This window comes from Nocardia sp. KT25-26 (genome assembly GCF_056627695.1).
In genome coordinates this window covers 3864597-3884273 of record NZ_CM152813.1, presented here as the reverse complement: position 1 = coordinate 3884273, position 19677 = coordinate 3864597, and the positions used below count along the sequence as shown (strand labels likewise).

Sequence of the window (19677 nt, the reverse complement as noted above, 5' to 3'; positions counted from 1 at the left end):
GCGCCGAGCGCCTTCGAGCGTGCCGGCCGAGGCTCGGCCGCGAATTCCCGGCGCGCCGCTTCGGATGGCTGTTCGGCGAACCGATGTGGTGCCGGGCAGCGCTGCCACCGGTGGCAGCGGGGCGACTCAGCAGGCAGTTCCCGGCGCACCGTGGGTGGTGGCCTCGAGGTCCCCGAGAATCTCCGCGGCCCAGTCCGGCGGAGCGACGTCCGGGCCGACGGCCTGCATGGCGGTCATGATCGTGAGCAGCATGCCGGTGGCGACGAACTGGCGGGCTTCGGTGGGGCCGGTGCCGCTCAGTTCGCCGATCAGCCGGTACATCCGGCCGAACCGGTCCCGCATCTGTGCGCCGATCTCGGGATCGGAGCTCGCGGAGGCGCCGTGCAGCAGGACCAGGGGGAGTTCGCGTTCGGCGAGGAAGGTCTGATACCCATGGCCGAGTTTCGCCATGGCCTCGGCCGGTGAGTCGTCCGGGTCCACCGGAGCGCTGCGGAACACCTCCTCGATGCGGTCGCACACCTGCTGCAACGCCGCCAGGAAAAGGTTCTGCTTGGATCCGAACAGCCGGATCACATAGGGCTGCGAGACACCCGCCAGCCGGGCGATCTCGTCGGTCTTGGTGGCCGCGTAGCCGGACTCGGCGAAGGCGCGCACGGCGGCGTCGATCACCTGCTCGCTGCGCTCGGCGGCAGTGAGCCTGGTTCTGGTCGGGCCGGCCATCGTGCCTCTTCCTTTCGGTCGTGAGATCCACCTGTTGACATGTTATCAGCCGATGCGTAACACTCTGCCAGGTAAGTAATCAGTGGATTACAACAAGGACTGGATATGACTCGGACACTCGCCCCCGCCCGGCCCCCGGCGCCCGGCTCGACCTCGCGGCCGCTCGGTGCGGTCCTCGCCGCCGTCGGCATCCCGATGTTCATGGTCACGCTGGACAACCTGGTCGTGACCAATGCACTGCCGGTGATCCGCACCGAACTGGGTGCCTCGCTCGCCGACCTGCAGTGGTTCGTCAACGCCTACACGCTGTCCTTCGCGGCGCTGATGCTGTCGGCGAGCGCCCTCGGCGACCGCATCGGCCGTCGGCGGGTCTATCTCGCAGGTATCGTCGTCTTCTCCGTGGCCTCGGCGGCCTGCGCCCTGGCGACCACGCCCGGCATGCTCATCGCGAGCCGGGCACTACAGGGAGTCGGTGCCGCCGCCGTCATGCCCCTGTCTCTGACCCTGCTCACGGCCGCCGTGCCGGATCGGATGCGCAGTGCCGCGATCGGCATCTGGGGCGGTATCGCCGGACTCGGCGTCGCACTCGGGCCGGTGATCGGCGGCGCCGTGGTGGACGGGCTGAACTGGCAGTGGATCTTCTGGCTCAATGTGCCGATCGGGCTGGTGGCGCTGCCGCTCGCCGTCGCGGTACTGGGCGAATCCCGCGGTGTGGCGCGGCGGCTGGACCTGCCCGGACTGGTGCTGTCGGCCGGCGGGGTGTTCGCCGTGGTGTGGGGCATCATCCACGGTGACGAAGACGGCTGGACCTCGGCCCCGGTCTTGTCCGCGCTGGTGGGTGGCACCCTGGCGCTGATCGTGTTCGTGCTCTGGGAGCGGCGGACCGGGGATCCGATGCTGCCGCTGCGGATGTTCGCCGCCCGCGGGCTCAGCGTCAGCTATTTGGTGTTGTTCGCGTTCTCCGCGGGGGTCTTCGGTTCGGTCTTCCTGCTCGCTCAATTCTTCCAGGTCGTCCAGGGGTACAGCCCGCTGGAGGCGGGGGTCCGGACGCTGCCCTGGACCCTCGCTCCGATGGTGGTCGCCCCCCTGGCCGGGCTGATCATCGACCGGGTCGGCGCCCGCACCCTGATCGGCCTCGGACAGGCCATGCTGGCGGGTGCGCTCGGCTGGATGGCGCTGATCACGACGACCGACGTCGACTACGGTTCGCTGGTGGCGCCGTTCCTCCTGGCCGGGGTCGGGATGGGGTTGACCTTCGCGCCCTCGGCGACCATCGTGATGGCCAGTGCGGCGCCGGCCGATCAGGGAATGGCGTCGGGCGTGCAGAGCACGCTCCGGGAAGTCGGGGTCGCGATGGGGATCGCGGTGCTCGGTTCGGTGTTCGCCGCCACCGGGGCCTACACCGATCCGCAGCGCTATGTGGACGGGCTGATCCCGGCGATCTGGGTGGGTACCGCCCTGGTGGCCGTGGCGGCGGTGACGGCGCTGTTCCTGCCCCGGCGCCCCGACCCGGTGGCCGAATCGCGCTGAACCCGCCCGATCCGGCGCGGCGCCACCTGGGTAAACGCACCCGGGGCGGCGGGCCGCGCCGGACCGGCACGACGTGTCGGTCAGCCGGGTGTACCGCGTCGCGGCCCACACAATAGGATTTACCCAGCAGTAATGCGGGTGTGCAACGAGGCAGGCCCGGAACCGAGCCCAGGGGAGAGACGAGAAGATCGTGGCCGACGACAAGAGCGGAGCAGACCAGTTCGCCTCGCTGACCGAGGAAGCCCTCGCAGCAGCCGCGGCGGAGGCCGAGAAGGCGTTCGCGGCCGCGGCCGACCTGGATGCCCTCGCCACCGCGAAGACCGAGCACATCGGTGGCAAGTCGCCGATCGCGCTCGCCCAGCGCGGCGTCGGCGCGCTGCCCAAGGCGGACAAGGCGGACGCCGGCAAGCGGGTCAATGTCGCCCGCAAGCGGGTCTCGGAGGCCTACGAGGCGCGCCAGGCCACGCTGCTGGCCGAGCGGGACGCCGCGGTGCTGGTCTCCGAGACCATCGACGTCACCCTGCCCGCGCGCCGGGAACCGGTCGGCGCCCGGCATCCGATCACGGTGATCTCCGAGCAGGTCGCGGACGTCTTCGTGGCCATGGGCTGGGAAGTCGCCGAGGGGCCCGAAGTGGAGACCGAGCACTTCAACTTCGATGCGCTGAACTTCCTGCCCGACCATCCGGCGCGCACCATGCAGGACACCTTCCATATCGCTCCGGAGGGCTCCCGCCAGGTGCTGCGCACCCACACCTCCCCGGTGCAGGTCCGGTCCATGCTGGAGCGCGACCTGCCGATCTATGTGGTCTGCCCGGGCCGCACCTTCCGCACCGACGAACTGGATGCCACGCACACGCCGGTGTTCTCCCAGGTCGAGGGTCTCGCCGTGGACAAGGGCCTGACCATGGCGCATCTGCGCGGCACCCTGGATGCCTTCGCCCGGGCCCTGTTCGGCCCCGACACCCGGACCCGGATGCGGCCCAACTACTTCCCGTTCACCGAGCCCTCGGCCGAGGTCGATGTGTGGTTCCCGGACAAGAAGGGCGGCGCCGGCTGGGTCGAGTGGGGCGGCTGCGGCATGGTCAATCCGAAGGTGCTGATCGCCAGCGGTATCGATCCCGAGGAATACAGCGGGTTCGCGTTCGGGATGGGTCTGGAGCGCACACTGCAGTTCCGCAACGGCATTCCGGACATGCGCGACATCGTCGAGGGCGACGTGCGGTTCACGCAGCCCTTCGGTATCCGGTCCTGACCCCGAACCCCCACGATCCAAGAGAGCGAGTCCTCGAGTGCGAGTAGCGCAGTCCTGGCTGACCGAGATCCTGCAGCGGACCACCCCCGAGTGGTCGGTGACCGCCGAGGAGCTCGATGCCGGTTTCGTCCGGGTCGGGCTGGAGGTCGAAGAGGTCGACCCGCTGCACCCGGTGACCGGTTCCGTCGACAAGCCCCTCGTCGTCGGCAAGGTCGTCGAGATCACCGAACTCACCGAGTTCAAGAAGCCGATCCGGTTCTGCAAGGTCGACGTCGGAAATCCGGAACCGCAGGAAATCGTCTGTGGCGCCCGGAATTTCGCCGAAGGTGACCTGGTCGTCGTGGTGCTGCCCGGCGGCGTGCTGCCCGGTGGTTTCGAGATCTCCGAGCGCAAGACCTACGGGCACATGTCCCGCGGCATGATCTGCTCGGTCGCCGAGCTGGGCATCGGCAAGGACCACTCCGGGATCCTGGTGCTCGAGCCCGGCTCGGCCGAGCCCGGTGACGATGCCAACGCCCTGCTGGAAACCGACGACACGATCATCGAGCTGAACATCACGCCGGACCGCGGCTACTGCTTCTCGGTGCGCGGCCTGGCTCGCGAACTGGCCTGCGGTTTCGACCTCGAATACAGCGACCCGGCCGTGCGCACACTGCCCGACCACGAGACCGACGCCTGGCCGGTGCGGGTGGAGCCGGATTCGCAGTGCACCCGGTTCGGTGCCCGGAAGGTCACCGGTATCGACCCGGACGCGGTCAGCCCGTGGTGGCTGCAGCGCCGGCTGCTGCTCGCCGGAGTCCGCCCGATCTCGCCCGCCGTCGACGTCACCAACTATGTGATGCTGGAACTGGGCCAGCCGCTGCACGCATTCGACGCCGCGAAGGTGAGCGGGGCACTGGTGGTGCGCTCGGCGAACAGCGGGGAGACGCTGCGCACCCTCGACGACGTCGAGCGGGTGCTCGACGCCGAAGACGTGGTGATCGCCGACGACTCCGGCGTGGTCTCGCTGGCCGGCGTGATGGGCGGTGCCGGCACCGAGGTCGGCTCCGCCACCACCGATGTGCTGCTGGAAGCAGCCACCTGGAACCCGCTGCGGGTGTACCGCACGGCCCGCCGGCACAAGCTGGTCTCCGAGGCGGGCAAACGGTACGAGCGAGTGGTCGACCCGGAGATCAACATCGCCGCCCTGGATCGCGCCGCCACCCTGCTGGCCGAGATCGCCGGGGGCACGGTCGAAGAGGTACTCACCGACGTGCGAGTGCCGGTCGACGGACCGGCGCCTATCCTGATGGACATCGATCTGCCCGACCGGGTCGCGGGAGTCACCTACCCGGCGGGTACGGCAGTGCGTCGGCTGGCTCAGGTCGGGTGCAGTGTCGAGGTGGTCGTCAGCGATGCCGGGCAGGGGCAGCTGCTGGTCACCCCGCCGAGCTGGCGGCCGGACCTGACCCAGCCCGCCGACCTGGTGGAAGAAGTACTGCGCCTCGAGGGCCTGGAACAGATCCCGTCCGTGCTGCCCACCGCACCGGCGGGCCGGGGCCTGACGGCGCCGCAGCGGCGCCGACGCGCGGTCAGCCGGGCACTCGCCTTCGCCGGCGCCGTGGAGGTACCGGCCCCGGTGTTCCTGCCGGCCGGGGTGTTCGACACCTGGGGACTGGACGCCGACGATCCGCGCCGGACCACCACGAAGGTGCTCAACCCGCTCGACACCGAGCGGCCCGAGCTGGCCACCACCCTGCTGCCGGGGCTGCTCGAGGTGGCGGCCCGCAACATCTCCCGGGGCGCCCGCGACCTGGCGATCTACGCCATCGCCCAGGTGGTGCAGCCGGGTGCCGAGACGCGCGCCGTCGAAGCGCTGCCGGTCGACCGCCGGCCCACCGACGCCGAGATCGCCGAGTTGACCGGCTCGCTGCCCGCGCAGCCGGTGCATATCGGCGCCGTGCTCAGCGGTCGGCGGGAACCACGCGGCCCGTGGGGTCCGGGCCGGGCGGCCACCGCCGCCGATGCCTTCGCCCTCGTCGATGCCGTCGCCGACGCCGCCGGTGTCACCATCGAGCGGCGGGCCGGCGCCTACCTGCCGTGGCATCCGGGCCGGTGCGCCGAACTCGTCGTCGGCGAGACCGTCGTCGGCCATGCCGGCGAGCTGCATCCGGCGGTGCTGGAACGCGCGGGCCTGCCCCCGCGCACCTGTGCGGTCGAATTGGACCTGGATGCCCTGCCGTTGCAGGAATCCCGGCCCGCGCCCCTCGTATCGCCGTTCCCGGCGGTCCTCCAGGACGTCTCGGTCACCGTCGACCGGGGCGTGCCCGCCGCGAGCGTCCAGGACGCCCTCCGCACCGGCGGCGGCGACCTGCTGGAGGACATCGCACTGTTCGACGTGTACGAAGGGGAGCAGCTCGGCGAGGGCCGCAAGTCGCTCACCTACGCACTGCGGTTCCGGGCCGCGGACCGCACCCTCACCGAGGACGAGGCGAGCGCTGCCCGGGATGCCGCGGTCGCCGCGGCCGGCAGCGCGGTCGGGGCCGAACTCCGCGCCTAGACATCGGCTTCGGCCGCAGAACCGGCTTCCGGCATTGCGCCGGGAGCCGGTTCCGTGCATCTGCGGCCGTGCGGAACCCCTGCGCATCCCCCGCCGTCGCGCCAGGAGTAGAAAGCTAGGCATGCAACACCCGGCGACGGCCCTGCTCAATGCGATGATCTACCACCCCGAACCCGGTTCGGCGGCGACCCCGGCCGCGTTCGGTGCCGAGTACACCGACGTGTATCCGGTGGCCGAGGACGGGCCGGCCGTGCACGGCTGGTGGGTTCCCGCCCGGAATCCGCGCGGCCACATCCTGTACGCGCACGGCAACGGCGGCGCCCTGGGCGATCGGGTGCCGATCCTCGGACAGCTGCACGCGGCCGGATTCGATGTGCTCGCCTTCGACTACCGGGGTTACGGCCGCAGCCCCGGGCGGCCGAACGAACGCGGCACCTACCTGGACACCCACGCCGCCCGGCGGGTGCTGCTCGAACAGTCGGGTGTCGACCCGGGCCGGATCCTCTACCTCGGCAAATCGCTCGGCGGCGGCGTGGTGCTGGAGTTGGCGCAGCAGCATCCACCGGCCGGGATGATCCTGATGTCCACCTTCACCTCGATGCGGGACGCAGCGCGTTCGGTCTACCCGTTCCTGCCGGCGCCGCTGGTTCCGGACGCCTATCCGAGCCTGAACCGGATCCGGTCCCTGCAGGTGCCGCTGCTGATGATGCACGGCGACCGCGACGAACTGCTCCCGGTACGGCATGCCGAACGCCTGTATGCCGCCGCGGCGGACCCCAAACAGCTGATGATCGTGCCGGGAGCCGGGCACAACGATGTCATCGATGCACTCGGCCCCCGCTGGGCGGCGACCATCGCCGATTGGGCAGAACAGATCCTGCCTTCTTGACCCGACCGGCGGGCGCACGCATTCGGAGTTGACTCCCGACGCAGGAACGGTGCGGTCGTGGCGGCCGCGGATTCCGTACCGGCCGGGTGATGGGAGTGCAGTGGATCGCCATGGAAGGGCGTGGCAGTGGCCGGGGCCGGGTCTCCGGGCGCCGCACCTGGCGCGGGCGACGTAGCCTGGCGGTATGAGTGACGAGCAGGAGATCCTGCGGCAACTGGCGGAGTTGCCCGACCGGGAACTGGTGGCGGTGCTGCGCGGGGCGGTCACCGGACGGCCTGCGCTGACGCGAGTGGCCGAAGCGCTGGATCAAGTGGGTGATACCGGGTCGGAGTCCGTTGTGAATCCGGACACTTCGGCGCCGGGACCGGTATCGGGCCGGGAGGCGGCTGTCGGTGCGTCTGCGCAGGTAGCCGGAGGATTTCCGGTACCGACGGTACCGGTATCGTCGCCTGGGGTCGGCGCACCTGCCACGACCGGCGGGTATTCCGATTCCGGAGTGCCGACATTCGACTCGGTGCGCGATAAGGTCGAGCAGCGCTTCGGCGCCGCGCAGGGGATGGACGAGCTCGACCGGCAGACCCCGGCGGGCCGCAGCGCCGACGAACAGTGGGAGGCGCGGGAGAAAGCCGCGCGCGAACGCCTGGAACAGATCCGGCGCTCCATGCGCGGCGACGACAGCTGAGCCGACCCGGGTCCTCCCGCCCGACAGCGAGATGGGTGGACACCGAATGACTCAGCCCCGCGACATCGCGGACCGGCTTCTCGACGCACAGGTCGACTTTCTACTCGGCGAGGTGACCGGGGAACGGTTCGCCGAAGTCGTCGCCCGCGATGTCGCCGCGGTTCTCGCGGTCGGCGAGACCATCACCTTCGGTTCGGTCGTCGAACCGGATGCGGCCGAACAGACCGTGGCCACGGTGGTCGACCGGATCGGCGGCAGCCCCGTCCTCGCCGACACCGTCGGGCCGTTCGCCGACGCGATCTACGATCACATCGCCGCCAATACCGAATACACCCTCGGCGATGTGGTCGACCGGGAACCGGTGGAGGCGTTGCTGGAGAAGATCTTCGGCATGCACCAGGCGCAGGAGCGGATCCTGGACCGGCTCACCGAGAGCCCCCTCGTGGCGACCGTCGCCTCCCGGTTCGTCGACAAGCTGATCGGCGATTTCGTACAGGCCAACCGGGAACGAGCCGAGAAGATCCCCGGTGTCTCGTCGCTGATGTCGCTCGGCCAGTCCGCCGCCAACCGCGCGAAGAAGGCCGCCGACGCCACCTTCGTCGGCGACCTGGCCGGCAAGAGCGCGCTCTACGCACTCAAACGCACCAACAACGCGATCCGCGAAATGCTGCGCGATGCCCCCGTGCACTCCGCCGCCATGGAGTTCTGGGATCTGCACGCCGACGAACCCGTCGCCGGCCTGCGCGAATACCTCACCTCGAAGGATCTGCGGGAACTGGTCGAACTCTGCTACGAGATCGCCGTCACCACCCGGGAGAAGGAATACTTCGGCCTGCTGGTCCGCGAATGCGTCGACGTCTTCTACGAGCGCTACCGCAACCACTCGCTCACCGACATGCTGGCCGAACTCGGCCTGTCCGCCGCGGACATCGAAACCGAGATCCTGCGCTACGGCCCGGCCGTCGTCGAATCGGCGAAACGCAACGGTGTCCTCACCGACCTCATCCGGGAACGCCTCGAACCCTTCTATCACTCCGACCAGGTGCTGCAGATCCTCGGCGAAGTCGCTCCGGCCTGAGCCGCCCGGTCAGTCGACCCGGCGGGCCACCACCGCGAAGTTCAGCGGGATCCGGGGCGCGGCCTTCAGCGGGCCGCGCCCCAGCGGACTGCGGCGGCGGCCGCGAAATCGCCTGCGTGGGCGAAAGCCGACAGCAGGACGGTCGAACCGTTCCGGAGGCGGCCTGCGCGGTTCTCGATGTCGAGGGTGACCGGGATGCCGGCGGCGAAGAGGTTGCCACAGCGGTCGAAGGTGTCGGGGTGCCGTTCGACGGGGAGTTCGAGGGCTTCGCGCCAGTTGCGCAGGAAGAGCCGGTTCGGCTGGTTGGTGACGAAGGTGTCGACCTCGCGCCCCGGCACGCCGATCCGGTCGCAGACCGCGTGCGCGACCTCAGGAACGAGGCGGTTGCCGCGGGCGAACACCTTGGCGATCTTGGCATCGGAGAAATGCACGCAGGGCTGGCCGTCGCCGGGCTCCCAGTACTTGCGTTCGCCGTTGGTGGAGAACGCCATATCGCCGGCGAATTCGGGGTAGGTGCGGCATTCGATATCGAGGATGGGGGCGCGGTCGTCGGCGATGAGCAGCCCGACACCGCAGCCGTCGCCGGGCACCGGCGCCTGTGCGAGCTTGCGGATCTCGGTCTGGGTGAACACCGGGCCCGCGGTGTTCTGCACGACGGCGATCAGCGCGGTGCGGGCCGCGCTGTGCTGCAGGATCATCCGGGCCAGCGCCATCATGTGCACGAAAGCGGCGCAGCCACCGTTGTGGATATCGTAGGCGACCGACGGGCGCATCCCGAGCCGCCGCGCCACCTCGGGACCGCACCCCAGGACCGGATTGTCGGGCAACTGCGTGTGGGTGAGCAGCACATCGATACCGGGCAGCAGGTCCGGCCCGTGCCGTTCGGCCAGCGGTGCGACGGCCTGCTCGATCATGTCCACCGCCGTCGTATCCCGGGAGACGTGGTGGCGCGTACGCGGCGCGCGGAACATGACGTTCCTGGCCATCCGTTCCGAACGGGCGAACGGCGTGAAATAGTCGGTGCCGACGGGATCGCCCGGGAGATACGACGATACGTCGGCGAGGCTGACGACGGGTCCGGTGGCGGTCATGGGTACCTCAGCTCATCCAGTCGGGGGTGATCGGCAGCCCGTGCGCCGCACGGTATTCGCAGATGGCCGTCAGATTGTCCAGCTCCAGCTGGTGTCCGGGGGCGAACATGTCCCAGAAGTCGCCGACCCAGCCTTCCCGGCCGGCCGGCGCGGACTCCGGGAAGGGGTTCTCGTCGTAGAACGGGTGATGGCAGTTGTTCCACATCACCACCGAGCCGGGTTTGTTCAGCACCACCTGCGCGTCCACCACCCGCATCAGATAGATCATCCACAGGTGCCGGCCCTGATCCCAGGCGCAGTGGTAGTCGATCGTCATCGCGTCCGGGCAGGCGACGGTGCGCACATAGATCTCGGTGTCGAAATCGTCGGTCTCGCCGAGCCGGTCGAAACCCTGCCACAGGCCGGGCTCGGCGGTTTCGGCGAATCCGCGCAGGCTGTAGGTCCATTCCTCCAATGACCGGGTGTGCGAGAGGTACTCGTACACTGCCCGGGGCGGTGCCGCGACGAAGCCCTGCACCGGGCAGAAGTCACCGTAGATCCGGTCGTGCGGATACACCGACCGCATCCGGTCCAGGATCAGCGGCTCGGTGGTCTCGATATCGGAGTTCTCGATTCGGAGGACACCGGTGATCTCCCGGTCCCCGACATCGCTGAGCGGGAGTTCGGCGTTCGTGGTCACGAAACCTCCTGGACGGGTTCGGGTGCTGCCGGTGGATTGAGGAAGGCGGCGAACGGCGGAATCTCGTCGGGGTCGCAGACCACCTCGAGAAAGGACGGTCCGGTCGCGGTCAGGCATCGGTCCAGTGCGTCCGCCAGCTCGCCGGCGGTGTGCGCCGTGTACGCGGGCAGCCCCGGGAACATCGCGGCCATCCCGGCCGCGAGTTGTGTCGTGCGGAATCTGTTGAAGCTGTATCGATCTCGGTAGAAGAGCTGTTCCCGGGTGACACACATGGCATGCGCATTGTTGTTGAAGACGACGAAAACGACCGGCAGTCGATGTTCGACCGCCGTATGCAGTTCGGTGCCGTGCATGTAGAAGGCGCCGTCACCGGCGATGACCACGGTATGCCGCCCACCGACAGCCGAGCCACCGGTGGCGGGGGCGGACCGGGTTCGGTGCCGGTCCGGCGGATCGACCTCGCGCAGGCCGGGTGTGCGGGCGAACGCCGATCCGACGCCGGCGCCGAACGCGTACCCCATTCCGCCCATGCCCAACGCGACGACGAACCGACCACCCCGCGGTACCCGCAGGTGGTGTACCACTGCGGCGCCGGTGTTGCCGGCATCCGCGAACACATCCGTGCCCGCCGGCAGCGCCACCGAAAGGGTCTCCACCAGTTCCCGGTACCGGATGCCGGGACCACCGGCGGCGGGCACGGCCAGCGGCGTCAGTGGTGGCGGACCGGTATCGGTGGTGCACGGTCCCCGGCTTGCCCGGTCCGGAGCTGCGGAGTGCGTCCGCCGGGGTTCGGTCGCCGGCGTCACGCCGGTGCCGGTGGCCCGTTGCCGCGTCGGCCGGGGCGGTCGATCGGGTTCCGGGGCGGGCGGCGCCGCCGGGGATTGTCCCGGCGTGGCGGCGCGCGCCCGCCGGGGAGCCGGTGGTGCCGGGTCCGATCCGGTGGGCAGCGAGGGGGGATCGCCCGGCCGGAACGGCAGCCGCCGGGCAGCCGATAGTGCTGGGTCGGATTCGGTGGGTATCGAGGGGGGATCGCTCGGCCGGGCGGGTAGTGGCCGGGGAGTCGACGGTACAGGGTCGGATCCGGCGGGGATCGATCGCGGATCGCCCGGCCGGGCGGGCAGCGGCTCGGCCGTGACCGGTCCCGCCGACGGCATCCCGCCGCCCGGTCCGAACCGGTCGGCGAGCTCGGCCAGGGTCGCCGCCAGGTCGGTGCTCGGCAGATGGATCGCAGGCAGGTGTGGCCGCTCGGCGCCGACGCTGGCCGGTGGTATCGCGCCGAGCGCTTCCTCCAGCCCTGCCCGCGCGATGACCGGCATCGTGGTTCCTACGAGCAGGCATCGTGCCGCCGACCGGATCGCGGTGACCAGTTCGGGATGCCCCATCGCGCCGACGACCCCGCCGAAGCTCGGCAGCGCGTTGTCGTAGACATCCTTGGCGTCGGGCGTGACCCCGACGACTGCGTCCAGTTCGTCGGCCAGCCGGGCCAGCGCATCCCGGGCATCGTCGCGCGCGACCTGAGCACCGGCGATGATCACCACCTTGCCGGTGCGCCGGGCGGCGTCGAGTGTCTCGTGTATCCGGCGCAGACCGGCCTGATCGCCTCGGTGGGCACGTGCTGTATGCCGGGGGAGCGCGTGGGCTTCCAGCCTGCTCTGTTGCACGTCCTTGGGCAGCAGCAGCGCCGCCGGCCCGCCGGCGCGAGCGGCGGACAGCGCCCGGCCCAGCCGGTCGGGGAGGTCCTCGGCACACTCCACCCGCGCACAGTAGCGGGTGAGCGAACCGAACAGCCGGACCGCATCGATGGTGCCCGGGCCGCCGCTCGAATCCTGGAACGCGCCGCGACCTTCCAGCACGGTAGGCGGCTGCCCGATCAACGCCAGCACCGGTATCCGGGACGCGAACGACTCGGCGAGCCCGGCGACCAGATTCATTGCACCGCCGCCCGAGGTGGCGGCGACCACGCCCAGCCCGCCGGTGGTGCGGGCATACCCGTCGGCCATGGTGGCCGCCGAGAACTCGTGTTTGGCGACCACGCCGGTCAGGTCGGAGTCGAAGATCGCATCGTAGAGGTCCTCGATATTGGCGCCGTCCACGCCGAAGACATGCCGTACCCCGGCCGCCGACACGGCGCGCACCAAGTAGTCCACGACCCTGTCCGGCATGGGACCTCTTCTCGTCGGCCGGCTGGTTCGCACCGTGCCCGCCGTGCCACCTGCCGCACCCCGGTACCGGGACGGCACGCCCGCACGTGTCGCGGTGCGCCACCGGATCCGCGACCCGGCAGCAAATAGGCGATCTACTGGGAGATAGCCGTCGACGAGGTCGACGTTAACACTGCCGAACGCTGCCGACACGGCTTCGATGTGCATCGGGGCAGGCACGGATGGGTAAGTCTTGCGCTGTTCGCACGGAACAGATGCCGAATCGGCCGGATCTGCATTCTCGGACTCGGTTGTATGCGAATAGCGCAGTCGAACCGGCTCACGACCGCAGCTGTGGACGGGCGCGGCCTGCGGGAGGCGCCATACTGGCGGGATGGGTCGCAAGATTCCGGTGGCGAACACCGCCGCACTGCACCGGCTCGTCGAGACAGGGGTGTTGCGTCCGGAGCAGCTGGACGCGGTCCTGGCGGCGCTGGCCGAGCCGGAGCCCCGGCCACCGCGATCGCGGGTCGCCGCGGAGGTGGCAGCGTATGCGGGGGCCGCACTGCTCATCGCGGGTGTGACGCTCCTGCTGGCGGACTCCTGGGACGACCTGGGCCGAGTGCTCCAGGTGACGATCCTGCTGCTGCTCGCCGGCGGCGCCGTGGCGGGTGCTGTGCGATTGGTCGGCGGGCCGGCCGTGATGACCGCTCGGCTGCGTGCCGGGTCGGTACCGGACGTCGCCGCTGTCCGGTACCGACTGACCACGGTGTTGCTCGCGCTGTCCGCGATCTTCGTCGCGAGTGCGGTCTATCTGGTGCTGGACGACGGGAGCGGGGACGTCGCCTGGGTGTACGCGTGTCTGGTGGGCCTGGTGCTCTCGGCACTCGGCTATCGAGCCGTGCCGTCGCTGCTCGGCCTCGCAGTGTGCGCGGCGTTCAGCGCTGCGGTCGGGCCCGGTGTAGCGGATTCCCTGCTGGAGCTGCGTAACGGCTGGCCCGGCGTCGGGCTGTTGGTCGTCGGCCTGGCCTGGCTCGGAATGACCCGGGCCGGATTCATCGGCGAGCGGTGGGCGGGCTACCTGATCGGAGTGGTGCTGGCGGTGTTCGGTGCCCAGCTGGCCGGCATCGGACCGGACCTGGTCGCCGCCTACCTGCTCACCGCGCTGGTGGCGGTGGTCTGCGTCGGGCTGTACCTCACCGACCGGTCTTGGCTGCTGGTCCTCGGCGGCGCCGGGGCCGCGGCGCTGGCGGCAGCAGAAGCCGTCGGACACTGGACCGGCGGTTCCGCGACCGCCACCGGAGCGGTGCTCGTGCTGGGCGCCCTGGTCCTCGGCATTGCCGTTGTCCTGCTGACCCGGCCGAGCCGGAAACCCGAAGCCACCGAAACCGTCACCGACCGATCGGAGCGCAGCGATGAATGAGATGACCCCGTACATCTGTGTGGCCGATGCCCGGTCCGCGATCGACTGGTACACGGAGGTGCTGGGCGCGCAGATCGTCTACCCGCCCATCGAGATGCCGGACGGCCGGATCGGACATGTGGAGCTGGCGATCGGCGGCGCCCGCTGGATGATGTCCGACGCGTTCGCCGAGGCCGGTGTGGCGCCACCGGATCCGCAGCGCGGTGCAAGCGTGAGCCTGCATCTGACCGTGCCGGATGTCGACGCCGTCACCTCCCGCATCACCGCGGCCGGGACCGTGCTCGACCGCGGACCGGAGGACAGCCCACCCGCCGGGTGGGTCGCGGTCTTCCGGGACCCGTTCGGCCACCGCTGGTTCCTGAACACGCCGTGATCCGATCGGCCCTCGAACCACGATCGAAGCTCCGGATCGAGGTGCCGGGCGCCACGGCAGGCCGGATGGTGCTGCTGCGCGGTCGACGCCATCCGGGAGTCGGCTCAGGCCGGTCGCGACCGGGTGAGCAGGACGACGGTGGCAGCAGGGGAGAAGCCTGCGCGGGTCATCAGGGCGGTGGAGGCGGTGTTGCGTTGTTCCACATCGGTGACGATCTGCTGGGCGCCGTGGCCGAACAGGGCGTTACTGCATGCGGCGACGAGGCGGGTGGCGACGCCACGGCCCTGGGCGGCCGGGTCGACGGCGATCCACTCGAGATGTCCCCAGTCGGCACGGCGTTCGAAGCCGATCGAGCCGAGGACGAAACCCGCGAGCCGATCGCCGTCGGCGGCGACCAGGCAGGCGGCGGTGGGGCTGTCGAAGTGTTCGGCGATCGCGGTGAGCGACCACGAGGTGTACGGCTTGACGGTGCTGTCGTACACCCGGTGCCCGAGGTCGAGCACCTGCGGAAGGTGCGCCACGGTCATCGGCACGACGGCGATCGGATCGTCCATGCGGTCAGTGTGCCGCGAGCGGGCGGTAAGTTTCGGCAGGGCAGCGGCGCGTCGCAGCGGCCGGCCGGATCGAGGCACGCCCCGCCGCATGCCGCCGGGGAGCGGGGCCCGGGGGCGCGCATGCTGCGTGGGCCGCCGGGGTTGCGCCCGGGCCGATCGGGCATGCCCGGTTCGCTGGTTTCGCGGGCAGATGGTCGGTGCGGCTCGGCCGGAGGCCGAGCGATGCTCGACTCCCGACCTCGGGGCTCCGATCGTCGGTATCGCTCGAACAGGCCCGCGCCGGCGATATCAGGCCAGGCCGCAGCGTTCGATCTCCTCCAGCAGCCGCTGCCGGTCCCGTTCCTTGCCGTCCCACTTGTCGTATGCGCCCTTCGATTCCAGGTAGTCGACCCAGATGTCGGCGATCTGCTCGGGGGTGGCCTCGGGCGCGTGGCTGCGGATCCCGTCGACGACGTTGCGGGTGCCGTCGCAACGTTCCTCCGGGGTGAAGATGTGCGGCGGGGCGTCGGCGGACTGGGCGTGCGCCGGAGCCGTCACGGCGAGCGGGGCCACGGCGACGAGCGGCGCGGCCAGGACGGTCAGCAATGCGGTTCTCACCTCGCCGATCCTATGTCAGGCAGGCGTTTTCGCGGCTACCGGTAGGCTCGCCGGATGAGCAGCCAGAAGCAGCGGATGCTGGCGGGACAGCTGTATCGGGACAGTGATCCGGAACTGGTGGCGCAACGACTGCGGGCCCAGCGGTTGTGCGCCGATTTCAACGCCTCGGCCCCGGACGACCGGGCGGGCCGGACGGCGATCCTGACCGAGCTACTCGGCAAACTGGGTGCCGGATCCTGGGTGATGCCCCGATTCCAGTGCGACTACGGGTATCTCATCGAGATCGGCGCCAACAGCTTCCTCAACTACGACGCGATCCTGCTCGACTGCGCCCCGATCGTGATCGGCGACGACTGCTCCATCGGCCCGCGTTGCCAGCTGCTGACCGCACTGCATCCGATGACCGATCACGAATTGCGCCGGCAGCGCTGGGAGTCGGCGGCACCCATCCGGATCGGCGACAACGCCTGGTTCGGCGGCGGCGTGATCGTCTGCCCGGGCGTCACCATCGGCGACGATGTCGTGGTCGGTGCGGGGAGCGTGGTCACCCGGGACCTGCCGGACCGGGTGTTCGCGGCCGGCAACCCGGCCCGGGTGATCCGGACGTTGTGAGGCGTTGCCGTTGGCCCTGCGGTTGCTGACCGCCCGTGCCGATCGGCGGTGAGCACTCGGCCACAAACCGGTTGCGGCATTTCCACCGTGTATCCATCGCGGGAACAACTTCTCCCGGGCCCGGCCTCGGATTGCCCGCCCGCCGCTGCCGTGTCAGTTTGCTCCTGACTGTCGATGTGCCGCACCGAGCGGCCGGAAAACCCAGGAGTGGCGGTGGGTGCACGATCGCGGCCGGTGTGGCCACGCCGTAGCGGCCCGGCGCGACGGCGCGGCACCATCCGTGGCCGGCTCGGCCGGGTGCTCGGACCGGCGCTGGCGGTGACACTGGTCCTGCTCGTCGTCACGATGCTGGGGCAGATCCGGGAGTTCCGGCATGCCGGGCGTACGGCCGAATCCGTGGCCACCGCACTGGTCGTCCAGGATCTGGTGCACGAACTGCAGCGCGAACGGGGTCTCAGCAACGGGCTGCTCGGCGGAGACGACCGCGTGCGGGACCGGATCGGCGACCAGCGCGCGGCCACCGACACCGCAGCCGCGGCACTCGGCACCGCATTGTCCGGTGCGCCGCCCGGGACCCACCGGGTGCGCACCGCGTTGGAACGCCTGACCGGGCTGGCCGGCCTACGGGAGCGTATCGATGCGGGTCACACCGGCCGGGACGCAGCGTTCCAGTTCTACACCGACGCCATCGCCGCCCTCAACGACACGGCTGTGGGGATCGGGCACGCGGTGGACCAGCAGCTGCGCGACGCCCTGACAGCGCTGTACGCGCTCGGCGCCGTGAAGGAGTACACCGGCCAGGAGCGTGGTTTCCTGAACGGAGTGTTCGCCGCCGGTGCGTTCGCGCCGGGAGAGTATCTGCGCTTCCTGGAGATCCGCGCGGCCCGGACCGCTGCGGTCGCGGCGCTGTATCGGTCGGCGACCGATACCAGGCGCGATGCCTTCGATGCCGTGACGACCGGGCCGAACGCGGTGGCCGCGGCAACCTCGGCCGATATTGCCCGCGCGGCGTCGGCCGGGCCGCTGCCGCGGCCGGTGGATCCGCAACGATGGTGGCAGCACATGACGGCGGTGATCGATGCCGAACGAGTCGTGCAACAGCAGATCGGCGCCGACATCCGGGAACGGGCGAACACGTTGCGCCGGACCGCGGCCCTCACCCTGGCGGCGGTCGCGCTGGCCGCCGTGCTGATCGTCGCCGCCGAACTGGCCCTGCTGGTCGCCACCATCCGTGCCGTCGTCCGCCCGCTCGCCGAACTCGCCGAAGCGGCCGACACCGTCGCGACCCATCGGCTGCCCGCCGCGGTCGCCGCCTGGCGCGACGGTACCGGCACCGCGCCTACGGACCTGGAGCCGGTACCGGTGCCGGTGGGTTCCAGCGCCGAGACCGCCGCTGTCGCCACCGCCTTCGACCGGGTGCAGCGCACCGCCGTGGAGTTGGCCGCCGATCAGGCGCTGCTGCGGCGGAACACCACCGAATCGCTGGCCAACCTGGCCCGGCGCAACCAGAATCTGGTGCGCCGGCAGCTCGCCGCGATCAGTGCGTTCGAACGCGACGAACTCGACCCGCAGACCCTGTCGCGGCTGTTCGAACTCGACCACCTGGCGACCCGGATGCGCCGCAACGCCGAAAGCCTGCTGGTGCTGGTCGGTGCGGAGTCGCCGCGCCGGTGGACCGAGCCGATCCCGCTGACCGACGTACTGCGCGCCGGACTGTCCGAGGTCGACGACTATCACCGGGTCGTGCTGCGCCGCGTCGACGATGTGCTGATCGCGGGCGGTGCGGTCAGCGATCTCGCGCACCTGCTCGCCGAACTGATCGAGAACGGGCTGGCCTACTCGCCACCCGAGCTCGAGGTGGAGCTGTACGGGCGGGCCGTCTCCGGCGGATACCTGCTGGCCGTGGTCGATCACGGTGTCGGCCTGCCGCCGGAGCGGCTGGCGCGGGCCAACGCCCGGCTGCGCGGTGATCAGGACTTCGTCGTGGCTCCGGACCGCAATCTGGGCCACTACGTGGTCGGCCGGCTGGCCCGGCGGCTCGGTATCGACGTGGAGTTGCAGACCGCGCCGGTGAACGGGGTCGTCGCCCGGCTCCGGCTGCCCGCCGATCTGATCGCCGCCGGCGACGACAGCGCTCCGGGAACACCGCACCGGAATGAGCCACCGGCACGGGTCGGCGCGAGCGAATCGGGCGGCACCGAGACGTCGACCGGGGGCGGTCCGGAGGATGTGCCGGGGCCGGGCGGGTCGAGTCGTGCGGGTGCCGACGGCTCGCCCGGCCCGGTCCCGGGTACCGGCGCGGCGATCGGGAATACGACCGATCCGGCCGGTCTCCGACCTGCCCGGGCCGGTGCACCGGGTGCCGGCCGCACCCCGTGGCCGGCAGGTGCGGCGTCGATGAGGGGCGGCGCACCTGCGGCCACACCGGGTACCACATCGGCCGAGCCCGGCAGCGGATCGGCGGGGCCGGACCCGGTCCCGGACGTCGCTGCGTTGCCGGGGCCGGTGCAGCGCACCCGGAACGGTCTCGTCAGACGCGGCCGCCGCGATCGTCGAGCCCGGGCCGCGGCACCGGCCGCCCCGGTGACCCCGGCGCCGGTGATCGAACACACCCCGGAGCAGGTCCGCCGCCGGCTCACCGCATTTCGGGCGGGCCACCACCGCCGCCGCCCCGGGGCCGGCGACGCAGCCGGAACCGACGACTGTCCCCAGCATCCGACACACCCCGAGGAGAACCGGTGACCGTTCAGCTCCAGAGTGCCGACCCGCAGTCGTTCGACTGGCTGCTCGCCAACTTCGTCCGCGACACCGACGGTGTCCGGGACGCGGTCGCCGTGTCCTCGGACGGACTCCTCGTCGCCATGTCCGGCGGCCTGGACCGGGCCGGTGCCGACCGGCTCGCCGCCATGGTCTCCGGGCTCACCGGGCTGGCCCGCAGCGCGGCCCGCAGCTACGACTTCGCCGGGCTGCGGCTGATCATGATCGAGATGCATCGCGGTTTCCTGTTGGTGTCGGCGCTCGGTGACGGCAGTTGCCTGGGCGTGATCGCGGACGGCGGCTGCGATGTCGGCCTGGTCGGCTACGAGATGTCGGCGCTCGCCGACCGTGCCGGTGCGCTGCTGCACCCGGCGTCCATCGCCGAACTGCGCGAGGCGCTGCGCAGATGACCGGACCCTCCGCCCGGCCCGGATCGGCCGGGGACCGCCTGGTCCGCCCGTTCATCGTGACCGCCGGCCGCACCGTGCCGGTGCTGCCCGGCTTGCGGATCGAAACCTTGGTGCAGACACCACCGACCGCCCCCACCGCACGGCTGCATTTCGAACAGCGGCGGGTGGTGCAGTTGTGCCGCCGCCCGCATTCGATCGCCGAGATCGGTGCCGATCTCGCGGTACCGGTCGGGATCGCCAAAGTGATCGTCAGCGACCTCGCCGCCGCCGGCCACGTCACCGTGCGGGATGCGCCGGAACTGTCCACCGCCGCCATCGAGAGGATCCGGGACCTTGTTCGCAGACTCTGA

General features: G+C 70.8%; 18 protein-coding genes. 12 read left to right on the top strand and 6 right to left on the bottom strand.

All coding sequences use genetic code 11. From position 1 onward, the window contains the following. Positions 1-126: 126 nt before the first annotated feature. Positions 127-720 (bottom strand): TetR/AcrR family transcriptional regulator, encoded by a 594-nt coding sequence (locus AC1HFH_RS17690; protein ID WP_480243898.1) that lies wholly within the window; start codon positions 718-720, stop codon positions 127-129. Positions 721-825: 105 nt separating this feature from the next. Between AC1HFH_RS17690 and AC1HFH_RS17685 the strand changes: the two genes are divergently transcribed. The 6 genes from AC1HFH_RS17685 to AC1HFH_RS17660 all read left to right on the top strand — a co-directional run bounded on the left by AC1HFH_RS17685 (position 826) and on the right by AC1HFH_RS17660 (position 8690). After that, positions 826-2250 carry an MFS transporter gene (locus AC1HFH_RS17685; protein ID WP_480243897.1) on the top strand — a complete coding sequence of 475 codons (1425 nt, stop codon included), beginning with the start codon at positions 826-828 and terminating at the stop codon, positions 2248-2250. Between the two features lie 190 nt (positions 2251-2440). Next, positions 2441-3502, top strand: a complete 1062-nt coding sequence (gene pheS, locus AC1HFH_RS17680; protein WP_480243896.1) for a phenylalanine--tRNA ligase subunit alpha — start codon at positions 2441-2443, stop codon at positions 3500-3502. Between the two features lie 37 nt (positions 3503-3539). Next, positions 3540-6041 (top strand): phenylalanine--tRNA ligase subunit beta, encoded by a 2502-nt coding sequence (pheT, locus tag AC1HFH_RS17675; RefSeq protein WP_480243895.1) that lies wholly within the window; start codon positions 3540-3542, stop codon positions 6039-6041. Positions 6042-6162: 121 nt separating this feature from the next. After that, a complete protein-coding gene (locus AC1HFH_RS17670; RefSeq protein ID WP_480243894.1) occupies positions 6163-6930 on the top strand; it encodes an alpha/beta hydrolase in 768 nt (255 codons plus the stop codon). Between the two features lie 184 nt (positions 6931-7114). After that, positions 7115-7612 carry a PspA/IM30 family protein gene (locus AC1HFH_RS17665; RefSeq protein ID WP_480243893.1) on the top strand — a complete coding sequence of 166 codons (498 nt, stop codon included), beginning with the start codon at positions 7115-7117 and terminating at the stop codon, positions 7610-7612. 46 nt (positions 7613-7658) lie between these two features. After that, positions 7659-8690, top strand: coding sequence for a hypothetical protein (locus tag AC1HFH_RS17660; RefSeq protein ID WP_480243892.1), 1032 nt, complete (start codon positions 7659-7661; stop codon positions 8688-8690). A 65-nt stretch (positions 8691-8755) separates the two neighbouring features. Here AC1HFH_RS17660 and AC1HFH_RS17655 read toward each other — a convergent pair whose 3' ends face one another. The 3 genes from AC1HFH_RS17655 to AC1HFH_RS17645 are packed head-to-tail and all read right to left on the bottom strand — an operon-like array spanning position 8756 to position 12622. Next, complete coding sequence (locus AC1HFH_RS17655; RefSeq protein ID WP_480243891.1) at positions 8756-9781, bottom strand: 3-oxoacyl-[acyl-carrier-protein] synthase III C-terminal domain-containing protein; 1026 nt, start codon at positions 9779-9781, stop codon at positions 8756-8758. Between the two features lie 7 nt (positions 9782-9788). After that, complete coding sequence (locus tag AC1HFH_RS17650) at positions 9789-10460, bottom strand: SRPBCC family protein (RefSeq protein ID WP_480243890.1); 672 nt, start codon at positions 10458-10460, stop codon at positions 9789-9791. Further along, complete coding sequence (locus AC1HFH_RS17645) at positions 10457-12622, bottom strand: thiamine pyrophosphate-binding protein (RefSeq protein WP_480243889.1); 2166 nt, start codon at positions 12620-12622, stop codon at positions 10457-10459. Before AC1HFH_RS17645 ends, AC1HFH_RS17650 begins: the two co-directional genes overlap by 4 nt. Before the next feature lie 373 nt (positions 12623-12995). Between AC1HFH_RS17645 and AC1HFH_RS17640 the strand changes: the two genes are divergently transcribed. After that, positions 12996-14024 carry a DUF2157 domain-containing protein gene (locus AC1HFH_RS17640; protein WP_480243888.1) on the top strand — a complete coding sequence of 343 codons (1029 nt, stop codon included), beginning with the start codon at positions 12996-12998 and terminating at the stop codon, positions 14022-14024. Next, positions 14017-14397, top strand: a complete 381-nt coding sequence (locus tag AC1HFH_RS17635) for a VOC family protein (RefSeq protein WP_480243887.1) — start codon at positions 14017-14019, stop codon at positions 14395-14397. The genes AC1HFH_RS17640 and AC1HFH_RS17635 overlap by 8 nt, the downstream gene beginning before the upstream one ends. A 104-nt stretch (positions 14398-14501) precedes the next feature. Here AC1HFH_RS17635 and AC1HFH_RS17630 read toward each other — a convergent pair whose 3' ends face one another. Beyond that, on the bottom strand, positions 14502-14951 hold the full coding sequence (locus tag AC1HFH_RS17630) for a GNAT family N-acetyltransferase (protein WP_480243886.1): 450 nt from the start codon (positions 14949-14951) through the stop codon (positions 14502-14504). 288 nt (positions 14952-15239) lie between these two features. Continuing rightward, positions 15240-15548 carry a hypothetical protein gene (locus AC1HFH_RS17625; RefSeq protein ID WP_480243885.1) on the bottom strand — a complete coding sequence of 103 codons (309 nt, stop codon included), beginning with the start codon at positions 15546-15548 and terminating at the stop codon, positions 15240-15242. A gap of 54 nt (positions 15549-15602) precedes the next feature. Here AC1HFH_RS17625 and AC1HFH_RS17620 point away from each other — a divergent pair, with 54 nt between their 5' ends. The 4 genes from AC1HFH_RS17620 to AC1HFH_RS17605 all read left to right on the top strand — a co-directional run bounded on the left by AC1HFH_RS17620 (position 15603) and on the right by AC1HFH_RS17605 (position 19677). Beyond that, positions 15603-16160 (top strand): sugar O-acetyltransferase, encoded by a 558-nt coding sequence (locus tag AC1HFH_RS17620; RefSeq protein WP_480243884.1) that lies wholly within the window; start codon positions 15603-15605, stop codon positions 16158-16160. 213 nt (positions 16161-16373) lie between these two features. Next, positions 16374-18902, top strand: a complete 2529-nt coding sequence (locus tag AC1HFH_RS17615; RefSeq protein WP_480243883.1) for a sensor histidine kinase — start codon at positions 16374-16376, stop codon at positions 18900-18902. Then, on the top strand, positions 18899-19327 hold the full coding sequence (locus tag AC1HFH_RS17610) for a roadblock/LC7 domain-containing protein (RefSeq protein WP_480243882.1): 429 nt from the start codon (positions 18899-18901) through the stop codon (positions 19325-19327). The genes AC1HFH_RS17615 and AC1HFH_RS17610 overlap by 4 nt, the downstream gene beginning before the upstream one ends. Continuing rightward, positions 19324-19677, top strand: a complete 354-nt coding sequence (locus AC1HFH_RS17605; RefSeq protein ID WP_480243881.1) for a DUF742 domain-containing protein — start codon at positions 19324-19326, stop codon at positions 19675-19677. The genes AC1HFH_RS17610 and AC1HFH_RS17605 overlap by 4 nt, the downstream gene beginning before the upstream one ends.